The organism is uncultured Campylobacter sp. (assembly GCF_938018035.1).
Taxonomy (GTDB): domain Bacteria; phylum Campylobacterota; class Campylobacteria; order Campylobacterales; family Campylobacteraceae; genus Campylobacter_B.
This window is the reverse complement of record NZ_CALIJF010000273.1, coordinates 1-10,536: the sequence shown is the minus strand read 5'-3', so window position 1 is coordinate 10,536 and position 10,536 is coordinate 1. Positions and strand designations below refer to the sequence as shown.

General features: G+C 46.1%; 11 protein-coding genes. 6 read left to right on the top strand and 5 right to left on the bottom strand.

Features of this window, described 5'->3' with window-relative positions:
* The 5 genes from Q0257_RS08160 to Q0257_RS08140 all read left to right on the top strand — a co-directional run.
* A partial coding sequence (locus Q0257_RS08160) for a 2-C-methyl-D-erythritol 2,4-cyclodiphosphate synthase (RefSeq protein ID WP_298023837.1) occupies positions 1-172 on the top strand: 172 nt, incomplete at its 5' end.
* Complete coding sequence (locus tag Q0257_RS08155) at positions 169-1,032, top strand: response regulator (protein ID WP_298023835.1); 864 nt, start codon at positions 169-171, stop codon at positions 1,030-1,032. The genes Q0257_RS08160 and Q0257_RS08155, both read left to right, overlap by 4 nt.
* Positions 1,010-2,917: a hypothetical protein gene (locus tag Q0257_RS08150; RefSeq protein WP_298023833.1), complete on the top strand. Its 1,908-nt coding sequence runs from the start codon at positions 1,010-1,012 to the stop codon at positions 2,915-2,917. Before Q0257_RS08155 ends, Q0257_RS08150 begins: the two co-directional genes overlap by 23 nt.
* Before the next feature lie 596 nt (positions 2,918-3,513).
* On the top strand, positions 3,514-4,050 hold the full coding sequence (locus Q0257_RS08145) for a phosphatidylglycerophosphatase A (protein ID WP_298023828.1): 537 nt from the start codon (positions 3,514-3,516) through the stop codon (positions 4,048-4,050).
* Positions 4,051-4,547: 497 nt separating this feature from the next.
* Positions 4,548-5,255, top strand: a complete 708-nt coding sequence (locus Q0257_RS08140; RefSeq protein WP_298023826.1) for an alpha/beta hydrolase — start codon at positions 4,548-4,550, stop codon at positions 5,253-5,255.
* A 481-nt stretch (positions 5,256-5,736) separates the two neighbouring features.
* On the opposite strand, the gene Q0257_RS08135 is transcribed toward Q0257_RS08140, so the two are convergent.
* The 3 genes from Q0257_RS08135 to Q0257_RS08125 are packed head-to-tail and all read right to left on the bottom strand — an operon-like array spanning position 5,737 to position 6,694.
* The gene (locus tag Q0257_RS08135; protein WP_005871318.1) at positions 5,737-6,204 is read right to left on the bottom strand and encodes a hypothetical protein; all 468 of its coding nucleotides are present in this window, start codon (positions 6,202-6,204) and stop codon (positions 5,737-5,739) included.
* The gene (locus Q0257_RS08130; protein WP_005871317.1) at positions 6,201-6,437 is read right to left on the bottom strand and encodes a hypothetical protein; all 237 of its coding nucleotides are present in this window, start codon (positions 6,435-6,437) and stop codon (positions 6,201-6,203) included. The genes Q0257_RS08135 and Q0257_RS08130 overlap by 4 nt, the downstream gene beginning before the upstream one ends.
* Positions 6,434-6,694 (bottom strand): hypothetical protein, encoded by a 261-nt coding sequence (locus Q0257_RS08125; RefSeq protein ID WP_005871316.1) that lies wholly within the window; start codon positions 6,692-6,694, stop codon positions 6,434-6,436. Before Q0257_RS08125 ends, Q0257_RS08130 begins: the two co-directional genes overlap by 4 nt.
* A gap of 69 nt (positions 6,695-6,763) precedes the next feature.
* Between Q0257_RS08125 and uvrB the strand changes: the two genes are divergently transcribed.
* Complete coding sequence (gene uvrB / locus Q0257_RS08120; RefSeq protein WP_298023822.1) at positions 6,764-8,740, top strand: excinuclease ABC subunit UvrB; 1,977 nt, start codon at positions 6,764-6,766, stop codon at positions 8,738-8,740.
* 134 nt (positions 8,741-8,874) lie between these two features.
* Here the strand turns inward: uvrB and Q0257_RS08115 are convergent, their stop codons facing one another.
* Both Q0257_RS08115 and Q0257_RS08110 read right to left on the bottom strand, forming a co-directional pair.
* A complete protein-coding gene (locus tag Q0257_RS08115; protein ID WP_297905117.1) occupies positions 8,875-9,465 on the bottom strand; it encodes a hypothetical protein in 591 nt (196 codons plus the stop codon).
* A gap of 319 nt (positions 9,466-9,784) precedes the next feature.
* Positions 9,785-10,192 carry a hypothetical protein gene (locus Q0257_RS08110; protein WP_297905120.1) on the bottom strand — a complete coding sequence of 136 codons (408 nt, stop codon included), beginning with the start codon at positions 10,190-10,192 and terminating at the stop codon, positions 9,785-9,787.
* Positions 10,193-10,536: the final 344 nt, after the last annotated feature.

The window sequence follows — 10,536 nt, the reverse complement described above, 5'->3', positions numbered from 1 at the left end:
GATGCAGGAGGTTTTAAGCGAAATTTTAAACTGCGCGCGCGTCAATGTCAAAGCGACCACGACCGAAGGGCTGGGATTTACGGGCAGAAGCGAAGGCATCGCCGCGCAGGCTGCGGTAAATTTAAAATTTTACGACTGGCAAAAGCACGCAACAAAGGCGCAGGACGTATGAAAATTTTAATAATCGAGAGCGAAAGCTATCTTGCCCAAAGTATCGCAAACAAGCTCGGCGCGCTGGGGCATGAATGCACTAACGCGGCGAGTTTAGCAGCCGCGGCGGGCCTTGCGGAGGAGTTTGAGGCGGTGCTACTCTCTACGAGCTGGAGCGGCGCGAGCTTTTATCCGCTGATCGAGAAATTTAGGCGCTCGATCATAATTTTGATGGTCGCCTACGTTGATAGCGAAACGGTGCTAAACCCCGTAAAAGCGGGCGCGACGGATTATATCCAAAAGCCTTTTATGATAGAGGAGCTCATCAAAAAGATCGAGCACTACGCGCAGTTTCGCTCGCTAAAATCGCAAAACGAAGCCTACGAAGCACTGCTTAAAGAAGCCTCCCTTTCGTGCGAAATACCGTCCGCGCGTTTAGCGCAGATAAAATTCCCGCTTCTTTTGCGCGGTGATGCGGCAGCGCGAGCTGCGGCGGTATTTAAGATCGCGCTTGCGCTAAAATCGCGCCTTAAAATTCTATCCGCGCAAAGCCCTGAGCTGCTAGAACGCGGCGCGGAGATTTTTTACGCACCAGATTTTGATAGCCTAAGCGGCGCACAGAAGGAAAAATTTCTAAGCAAAACCAAATCCATGCGTGTAATCGCCGGATCCATCGGCGCGCAAAAGGGCTTTAACGACGAAATTACGCTTGGCAGCAACAAAGAACGCAGTGAAATTTTAAGCATCGAAGAATACGTAAAGCTCACGATCGTAGCGCACCAAGACGAGTATTTCGACTCCGATCTGGCGGCGGCACTTGGGATTTCTCGAAAATCGCTTTGGGAGAAAAGGAAAAAATATGGCATCGCAAGAAAAAAATAGCCGCGCGCGCTCGGCATGGATCGCAGACGGGACAGAAATTTCACGCGATACCGGCAATTTAAACGAAATAAAATCGCTTGAAAGCGAAGGAATTTTAAGCGGCACAAAAACTCTAAACGTCGCAATAGCTTCGAGTGACGCGGCGCAGAATTTAGAAGCGAAGCAAAATTTAAAAGCATCACAGAACTCAAAAGCAAAGCGTGATTTAAAAACGATGCGGAATTTAAAAATGTCAAAGACGAGCAATGCCAGAAAAGACGAGGCGCGAGCTAAGGGCGCGGCAAGAAATTTAAAAGCAGAGCAAGCCGGAAGCGAGAGCAAAGGCGCAAATAATAGCGCAACGCAAATCCGCAAGATAGTGATCTCGCGCTCCGACCTAAACGTCTTGAGCCTGCTCGCAAACGGCGCTTTCGGCAAGAGCTGCGAGCTACTGCGCCCAAGCGAGCTAAGCGTATGCGGCATAAATTTCGTTTTTTCCTGCGCGGGCGCAAAAAAAGGCGATATTTTGGAGCTTTATCTCAGCAAAGACGGCATAGCTGAACGCACCAAAAATTCGCTTAGCAGCGAGAACGGCGCATATTTGCCAGCTAAAGGATCGCTCAACTTGCAGGATGAGGTTTCTGCCGCAACGCAAAACGAGCAGAATTTTGCAAAAAGCGGCGTAGGTTTCGCGCGCACTACAAGTGCGCAAAGCGCTATAAACGCCACAAGCGAGGGCTTAGACCATATAGAAAGTCTTGCTGCGAGCTATGATCAAACTTTTACTTGCAGCGCAGATACAAAATCTGCGAAAAACACTACTTTGGATTTGGCGAAAAGCTCCAGCGAAAATTCTGCGGTAAATTCCGCGCGGAGCTTTGCCGAAAATTCTGCGATCAATCGAGTTTGCAGCGCAGATGTAAAATCCGTAGCAAATTCGGCGGGAAATTTTATCTCAAATTATACCGAAAATTTCATCAAAAATCCCGCTGCAAATCCCGCCTCTTGCGAGCTTGTCGCGCGCATAAGCGTTAGCGACGTTTATGCTCCAAGCGCAAGCGAGGTCGCAGACTCGGTGTTTCAAAACGCATACGCAGAGCAAACTGCGGTGCAGGGGCGCATCACGCTGCTAAAAAATGGTCTTGCAGAGCAAATCGCGCACATAAAAAAAGTCGCAAGCTCGCTTGCCGCGCCTAAAATTTCAGCGTTTTTTACCTGCGCCGATCCGATCCACCGCGTGCATGAGCGGCTGATTAGGCATATGATCGATAAGGCGGATTTCGTGGTGATTTTTTTAACCGGCACGAGCAGCGCGGATGCCCTGCCCTACGAGCTACGCAAAAAAACGCTAAGGTATTTACTGCAAAATTTTTTGGTTGCGCAACGCGCCATGATGATCGATCTGGGCTCGCTTGCGATTTTTGACGACAAGCCCGCCCTGCAATGCGCGATCGCAAAAAATTTAGGTATAAACAAAATAATTTTTGGGCAAAATCACGCAAATATGGAGCTATTTTTCGAAGGTGGCGGCGTGCATTCGGTGCTAGACGAGTATCAAAAGCGCGGCGAAATCGAGATTTTGCTGATGCCCGAATACGTCTATTGCGAGAAGTGTAAGGTGCTCGTAAGCACCAAAAACTGCCCTCACGGCGCTCATCATCACGTGCATTATCGCACGCAAAATCTCAAGGCACTGCTGCGCGCGGGGATCTTGCCGCCCGCGATTTTTATGCGTAAAGAGATCTCGGCGATGATTTTAAGCGAGCTCTTTCCCGCGCGGTTTTCAGATCTGCAAAAGCTCTACGACGAGCTTTTTCCAAACAGCGGGATCTTACAGAGCCACGGCGAGAGCGAGTTTTACGAGCAGCTTATGCAGCTGTACCAAACCAGCGCGCTAAAGACGTAGCGTTTGAAGGCGCAACGCAAAAATGACGTGGAATTTGCGGAAGCTAGGCAGAGGGTAAAATTTCGCGGCGTTAGAATTTACGGCGACTAGGCATAAAGTAAAATTTCATAGTGCAGAAAGAAAGGACTGCGCGGAATTTTATAGAATAAAGAGCGGCAGACGCAGATTTGGCGTAAAATTTTGTGGCGAAGCGGATTTAAAATTTAAGCTTTCGACGAGTGAGCTTAAATTTAAAAAGCTAGGCGGTTGCAGTAAGCTGCGGCGCATAAAACTCGGCGTGCGGCTCGACAGCTGCCCGCACACACAGAACGCTCTTCGCATCTTGAGTGGGTTTAAAATTTCCGCGTGGAGCGAGCAAAATTTTAAAATTTTTACGCAAATGATTAAAATTTTAAAATTCCTACGTTAGTGAGCGAAATTTTTGTGACGAGCGGGTAGAACTGATTTCGTGCGGGCGGGCAAATTAATTCTACATGCACGAATGAAATTTAAAATTTCCTAGCACGCACGAACGAAATTTAAAATTTTCGCGCGAGCAGATGCTCTAATTAAAATAAGTGGTAAAATTTTAAAAAGCAAAATTTAAAAGGACAATTATGGATAAAATTTTCGTTACATTTTTTGGCGCAGGGCTACTAAAACCCGCGCCCGGCACATGGGGCAGCATCGCCGGCTGGATAGTAGGTCTTGCGATTTTGATGCTGGCGGGCGAGGTAACGCTGTTTTTATGCGCCGGCCTCGTCTTTTTCGTCTCGCTTAAGATCGTAAGCGATTACGAGAAGCGGACCTGCTCGCACGATAACAGCGAGATCGTCATCGACGAGGTAGTGGGGGTGTGGATTGCGATGTGCGTCGCCGCGCCCGCGGGCGAGATCTTTTCGCTGCCGCTGCGGGAGCTGATCGCAGGCTTTGAGAGTAGCAGGATATCGATCGTCGCGATGATTTTGGCGCTGCTGTTTTTCAGGGCGTTTGACATCTGCAAACCCTCGATCATCGGGCGCGTGGATCGCGACGTAAAGGGCGGGCTCGGCGTGATGCTGGATGACGTGCTGGCGGGCTTTTTCGCGGGGCTCGGGGTTTTGATAGTTATCTCTTTGGGGGTCAAGCTCGGTGCCGCGGGATTGATTTTTTAAGCTTTTTGTATGTGCTCATGGCAAACACAGCGCGATTGCGGGCGCTATCAAGCACCGAAATTTTAAAAGCCGCATCTTGAGCGCGGCTTATGAATTAGCGCAAATTTTAAATTCTGAGGCGCGAGCCCGCTTGTAATTAAAATTTAGCGGTATTTATTCGCGGCTAGCGTAGCCTGCAAATAAAGCATACGTAAATTTTAAAATTTTGCACGAGTCGCGATAAAATTTGCGTGGCCTTAAATTTTAAATTTCGCAGCCTGTAGAATTCTACGACATAAAAATTTAATTGCGCTGCAAGAATCAAAATCATGCCACTTAAATTTCGTGCGGCTAAATTTTAAGCGGCAGGCGCAGCTCGCGCGTAAAATTTTAAAATTTATCGCTAATCGCAGGCAGTCTAGCGGGGCGTGCTATTAAATTCCAGCAATATTTATGGTTTTTCTTGTAGCATTGCCGCAAAATGCGGGTATTAGCGCAAAAATTTAAAGGAACGAAAAATGCAAAAGAGCGCGATTGAGATACGTGGCGTTCCCGCCGCCGTTTGGGGGAGCTGCTCGAAAAAGGTTTATATCTACGCTCACGGGCAAGGCGGAAGCAAAGATGATGCGGAGCTTTTGGCTTCCGTCGTTTGCGAGCAAGGCTGGCAGGTAATTAGCTTTGACCTGCCTGGGCACGGACAGAGGCGGCACGAGCCCGCTTCTTGCGATCCGCGGCACACTATTTTTGAATTTCGCGAAATTTTATCGTATGCAAAGAAGCGCTGGGACGAGGTCGCGCTGTTTGCCGTTAGCCTAGGGGCATGGCTCGGCCTGCAAAGCTTCCGCGACGAAAAGCTTAGCGACTGCCTCTTCGTCTCGCCGATACTTGATATGAAATACGTTATTTCAAATATTATGCGTAGGGCCGGCGTTAGCGAGGAGAGATTGAAGCAAGAGCGGATGATTTTGACTCATGTCGGGCAACCGCTTTTTTGGGAATATTGGAGTTTTGTTTTGAACAATCCGATCACTAAGTGGGAAACGCCCAGTAGAATTCTATATGCAGAAAACGACGATATGACGCCTCTTTGTATCGTTAGAAATTTCGCGCAGAAGTTCGACTGCGACTTAAGCGTTATGAAAAACGGCGAGCATTGGTTCCATACGCCGCAGCAGTTAGATTACTTACGCAGATGGATCAAATCGGCGGTTGAGAATCAGCGATAAAATTCTATGAAAGACTTTTAAAACCCGCGCCCAAGCCCGCGCCGATGAAATTCCGCGCATTTTCGGGGTATAAATTTCATAAATTTAAGATGATCTTGATATTTTGCTTTAATACGCTTATTTTATAAGGCGCTTTTCGCAGATCCAGCCACAGCTCACATCGCCGTCGTGCGAGGAATCTAGCTTAAAAGCACCTATCTTATAAATTTAACCGCAATGGCATAAATCACGACCGCTATGAATTATAAACTAAAATATGATTAAAATTTTAGCCGATAAGCTGTCAATATAAATGCAAAAATGCCGATTTTAAAGCTAAATTTTAAAAAAATACCTATAAAGATGAATTCTTGAAATATTAGCATGTTTTTGGCACGAGGTGCGAGCCGATGCACGGCTACGCACTTCACTAGTACTATCGCGCTTATGCTGCACGGATGCTTTACGAATCCATAGCAGTAGCGCGATTAAATTTTAAAAATTATTTGCCTATCCTAAAGCCATTTAGCTTCATATAGGTCGTATCTTTATGAAATGCTTCGCAGCGCTCCCTGTTGCGGTTGATGTTCTCGGTTGTGAAGAAATAGCCATCACTATCTTGACGCAAGGTGATCGTCGCGCAAAAGATCATATCGTTTTTGAGTTTCGGTCCTACGCCGTAGGTAAAGCTTTGATTGACTGCTAAGCTACGTGCCAGATCGCTATCACTAAACTGTCTGGAACCCGTCATGCTCTTTAGCTCGCGAAAATTTCCTTGATTTAAGTAGTCGCGTTGTATATCTTTAAATACGCCTTCAAGCTCGACTGCATAAGCTTTTACTAAAACCTCATCCTTAGCACCGCTTAATTTAGGATATATTATTTTTACTATCACGAAGATTATAATAGCTAAAAATATTATCCCGCTTACGCCGCCGCCTACTGCCGCACCTTTTCTCATTTTCATCATTTTACTCCTTCGTCGATGTCCTTTACCAAGGCATCTATTTTTTTATTAAGCATAAAATTTTCATAGCTTTTTTGGATATAGGCTTCAAGCAGTTCGCCCGCATCCAGATGATCGCTGCCACGAGTTAAAATCCGCCAGTCCCTGCCGAAGACCTTTGCAAAGTCATCATCCAGGCTTATCGCGTATTTTTTCGTCAAAGACTTACTCGTCAGCTGAACGGAAATTTCTTTCATTTCTCGCCTAAATTATCGCCTGCCAAAATATCGTCGATCTGCTTGCTTAGATCCTCATCACTCATCTTGCGATACGCCAGATCGTTTTCAAGCGTGCCAAGCTGCATTCCCAAAGCCTCGTTTTGCGCCTTGACCGTCGCTAGCTCGGTGCGTAGCTTTTCGTTCTCGTCTCTAGCCTCGGTGTATCGTCTAATCAGCTCAGCTACTTTATTGCTTAAGCCCTCGACCTTTTTCTCTTCGTCAAAGATTGATTCCATTATTTCGCCTTTTCTGATATAATTTAAATAAAAATATTACCCAATTTTGGCTTTAAAAAAGGAAAAATTTTGCAAAATTTTAAAATCGAGAGCAAATTCTCTCCGAGCGAGGATCAAGAAAAAGCGATCGAAGGCATCGTCGCGGGCTTTCAAAGCGGCAACAAATACCAAACCCTTCTCGGCGTTACCGGCTCGGGTAAAACATTTACCATGGCAAATATCATCAAGCGCCTTGGAATTCCCGCACTCGTAATGACGCATAACAAATCCCTCGCGGCGCAGCTTTATAGCGAATTTAAGGGCTTTTTCCCGCAAAATCACGTCGAGTATTTCATCAGCTACTACGATTATTATCAGCCCGAGGCCTACATCCCCAGGCAGGATCTTTTCATCGAAAAGGACAGCGACGTAAACCAAGAGCTCGAGCGCTTGCGGCTAAGTGCCACTGCGAGCCTGCTGAGCTTTGATGACGTCATCACCGTGGCGTCGGTTTCGGCAAACTACGGCCTGGGCGATCCCGCCGAATACAAAGGCATGGTACTGTTTTTTGAGATTGGATCAAAATTTAGCACTAAATTTTTACTTCGCAAGCTCGTCGATATGGGCTACAAACGCAACGACGATTTTTTTGATCGCGGGAATTTTCGCGTAAACGGCGACGTAATCGACATCTATCCCGCGTATTTTAACGACGAGGCGTTTAGGATCGAGTTTTTCGGCGACGAGATAGAGGCGATGTATCATCTGGACGTGCTCGAAAACAAAAAGACGCAGAGCGTCAAAAAATTTATTCTCTACCCGACGAGCCAGTTCATCGTGGGCGAGCAACGCCTGAAATCGACGATCAAAGGGATCGAGGAGGAGCTTGAACAAAGGCTAAAATTTTTCGAGGACGCGGGCAAGCTCGTCGAGGCGCAGCGGCTGAAAGGGCGCGTGGAATTTGACCTTGAGATGCTGGGCGCTACGGGGATGTGCAAGGGGATCGAAAACTACGCGCGCTATCTGACCGGTCAAAAGCCGGGCGAGACGCCCTATTCGCTCTTTGATTACTACGAGAGCAAGGGCAAGGACTATCTCGTCATCGTCGATGAAAGCCACGTGAGCTTGCCGCAGTTTCGCGGTATGTTTGCAGGAGATCGCAGCCGTAAGGAGACGCTCGTGCAGTACGGCTTCCGCTTGCCTAGCGCACTTGATAACCGCCCACTGATGTTTGATGAGTTTATCAATAAAAAGGCTAAATTTCTATTCGTCTCCGCAACGCCCAACGATTACGAACTGGATCTTAGCCGCGGCGCCGTATATGAGCAGATACTGCGCCCGACGGGGCTACTCGATCCGCAGATTATCTTAAAAGACAGCGACAACCAGGTCGAAATTTTACACGATATGGCAAAGGAGGTCATTGCGCGCGGCGAGCGGATCTTAGTAACCGTGCTAACCAAAAAGATGGCGGAGGAGCTGAGCAAATACTATCTGGAGCTTGGGCTTAAGGTCAAATATATGCACTCAGACGTAGATGCGATCGAGCGCAACGAGCTCATCCGCGGCCTACGCAGCGGCGAATACGATATGCTAATCGGTATAAATTTGCTCCGCGAGGGGCTCGATCTGCCCGAAGTAAGCCTAATAGCGATCATGGATGCCGATAAGGAGGGCTTTTTGCGTTCGCGCACGAGCCTAATTCAGACGATGGGGCGAGCCGCGCGAAACGTGCATGGGCAGGTCGTGATGTTTTGCAAAAAGATCACCGCCTCGATGCAAGAGGCGATCGACATCACCCAAAAGCGCCGTAAATTTCAAGATGAATACAACCGCGCCCACGGCATAACGCCGCATTCTGCGAGCCGTAATATCGAAGAAAGCCTAAAGATCGAGGACGGCACCGAAATTTTAAGAAAGGGTGCCAATTTAGAGAAGATGCCGGCCGCCGAGCGCGCCAAGATCGTAAAGGAGCTCCGCAAGCAGATGCTCGAAGCCGCAGCCGCTCTGGAGTTTGAAAAGGCCGCGGCGCTACGCGATGAGATCGCGAAGCTTAGGAAGCTGTAAGCTGCAAAGCCCGAAATGTCGTGAAATTTGCGCGTGAAATTCCGTCGAACAGAGCGTGAAATTTACACGATTTAAGGGCGAAATTTATGCGCTAGATTTGCGCGAGCCCTTACCGTACCTAATCCGTCAATGAATTAAAGCTTGTCACAATTTTCTCTTTTAAATTTTGATATGGTATCCAAAACAATAAAAATTAAAACCATATGAGACATTGCTAGCATAAACCATTTCTTCGGTGTAATATAATATCCTCTATCCGCAAATCTCATAAAATATCTATTCCCTTTTATGCTTTCTCGTTCGCCTAAATTATCGTCTAAAATAAGAATTTGATAAGCCGTTTTCGTTTTAAACGGAAAGGGGAATTCAGAATACCAAATCCTAACTTTGCGATCTTGCAAAAGATCAAAACGTAGTATATTTCTTTGTTTGTCATATATATAAAATTCATCTATCCCTTTATAATTTAGTCCCAAGGAAACCTTCTCTACGGCTTTTCTTTCGCTATCATAAAATTGCAATAACCACCAGCTTCCTCCCCTTAACGCGGAATCGCTAGTAAAACCTGTTACTATGCCATCTGTGATTTTGAGATCACTTAAATTTTTTGGATTAGACAAAGCGACTATATAATACCATGCGTAAGCGACCAATATTAAGCAAAAGCAAATCTTTATCTTATCCCAAATGCTTAGCCATTCATAAAAATTCCTAATTGCTTTCACACCGACCTTTTAATTTAAATATTCTTATTTTAGCGCCGATCCCTTAAGTAAGTATATAAAAATTTGGCTCAACAAAACTTTAATGCAAATACAAGGGGTATTAAGTTACGATAAGCCAAATTTAAACATTCGTCCAAACCCGCCGCTTAACGCCATCTTTGCAGCTCTTTTATAAGGTTTCGCAGCTTTCACCTCATCGAAATTTAGCATAATTTATCGTCTTTTGGAATATAGGTGCTTCGGTTGAAAAAATAGCATAAAAGAAAAACTAATATGCAAATCGGGGCTATAAAGATTCCGTATAAAGTGCCGGTGCCGCTTAACTCATCTCGCGAACCTCCCATTGCCGAAGATAGAAATAGCAAAGTGGGAAATAAATCAAGACTAAGCTAGCCGTATTCTCAAAAGTAAAAATCGTCAAACTGGCATCTTGATTTTTTATGAAAAAGCTGCTGTATTTTTTTGTCTTGTAGCACTTTAAACAAAATGCCGTCAAACAAATGGATAAAACTACCGCCACACAAAACAAAAAGGGCTCGGGCATCTGAATATCCACGTAAGAAATAAGTCGCGAAGCTACCGATGCAATGCCGAACAAAAGCGCTAAAAATACCATACTAGAGCACCTAATTAGTCTCTGTTTGCCGTATCGCTTCTTTAAATTCTCCGGTATTGCGGCGAATTTTTCGTCTAACTCTTTCATCTCGGCTTGAAATTTTTCGCTCACGGCTCGCTCTTTTTAAGCGTTTAAATTTTAGAGATTATATTAAATTCGGCGCCGCGTCTTTTTGATGTCGCACCTTGCGGTTAAATTTTAAAATTTACCGCGTTACATTCGCGAAAAGCCGAAAAATTTCAAACCCGGCAAAGCATTAAAATTCCCGTCCGCCTTTAAATTTAGCATTTTACCGCAGCTAGCAAAGCTCTAAATTTTCCATGCGCAGCGGTCTTTCGCCCTCGAAAATCACCCCGATGCCGAAAGGATCGCAAATATCAAGCGCACCCTCGGCAAATCTCATCAGCCACTGCGTATCGCGCGCGTAAAACGTGCATTGCGGCAGCTCAAACGGC

Bases quoted from the DNA above. Each gene is read 5' to 3' on its own strand.
- Q0257_RS08155 (WP_298023835.1), top strand. From the start codon at position 169: ATGAAAATTTTAATAATCGAGAGCGAAAGCTATCTTGCCCAAAGTATC.
- Q0257_RS08150 (WP_298023833.1), top strand. From the start codon at position 1,010: ATGGCATCGCAAGAAAAAAATAGCCGCGCGCGCTCGGCATGGATCGCA.
- Q0257_RS08145 (WP_298023828.1), top strand. From the start codon at position 3,514: ATGGATAAAATTTTCGTTACATTTTTTGGCGCAGGGCTACTAAAACCC.
- Q0257_RS08140 (WP_298023826.1), top strand. From the start codon at position 4,548: ATGCAAAAGAGCGCGATTGAGATACGTGGCGTTCCCGCCGCCGTTTGG.
- Q0257_RS08135 (WP_005871318.1), bottom strand. From the start codon at position 6,204: ATGATGAAAATGAGAAAAGGTGCGGCAGTAGGCGGCGGCGTAAGCGGG.
- Q0257_RS08130 (WP_005871317.1), bottom strand. From the start codon at position 6,437: ATGAAAGAAATTTCCGTTCAGCTGACGAGTAAGTCTTTGACGAAAAAA.
- Q0257_RS08125 (WP_005871316.1), bottom strand. From the start codon at position 6,694: ATGGAATCAATCTTTGACGAAGAGAAAAAGGTCGAGGGCTTAAGCAAT.